The sequence below is a fragment of the Caulobacter sp. 05T431 genome (assembly GCF_056665975.1).
Genome location: NZ_JBFTKU010000134.1, coordinates 1 through 425 on the forward strand (window position 1 = coordinate 1; position 425 = coordinate 425).

General features: G+C 64.5%; 1 protein-coding gene. It reads right to left on the minus strand.

Features of this window, described 5'->3' with window-relative positions; all coding sequences use genetic code 11:
• On the minus strand, nucleotides 1-425 hold a 425-nt coding region (locus AC1U89_RS24840), incomplete at both ends, for an efflux RND transporter permease subunit (RefSeq protein ID WP_479902275.1).

Genomic DNA, 425 nt, shown 5'->3' on the forward strand with positions numbered 1-425 from the left:
ATGGCCAACGGAATGCAGCCCAGGATGAAGGCCAGCGAGGTCATGATGATCGGCCGCAGCCGCAGCTTGGACGCCTTGACCGCCGCGTCGTAGGCGTTCAGCCCCTCCTTGATGCGCATCTCCACCGCGAACTCGAAGATCAGGATGGCGTTCTTGGCCGCCAACGCGATCAGCACCGTCAGGCCGATCTGGAAGTACACGTCGTTCTGCATGCCGCGTATCAGGATGGCGACCAGCGCGCCGAACAGCGCGAACGGCACCGCCAGCAGCACGCCGATCGGCAGCGACCATTTCTCGTACTGGGCGGCCAGGATCAGGAACACCATCAGCAGCGCGAAGGCGAACACCATGGCGGCGGTCGAGCCGGCCTTCTTCTCCTCATACGCCTGCCCGCTCCACGCAAAGCTGTAGCCCTCGCCCAGCAC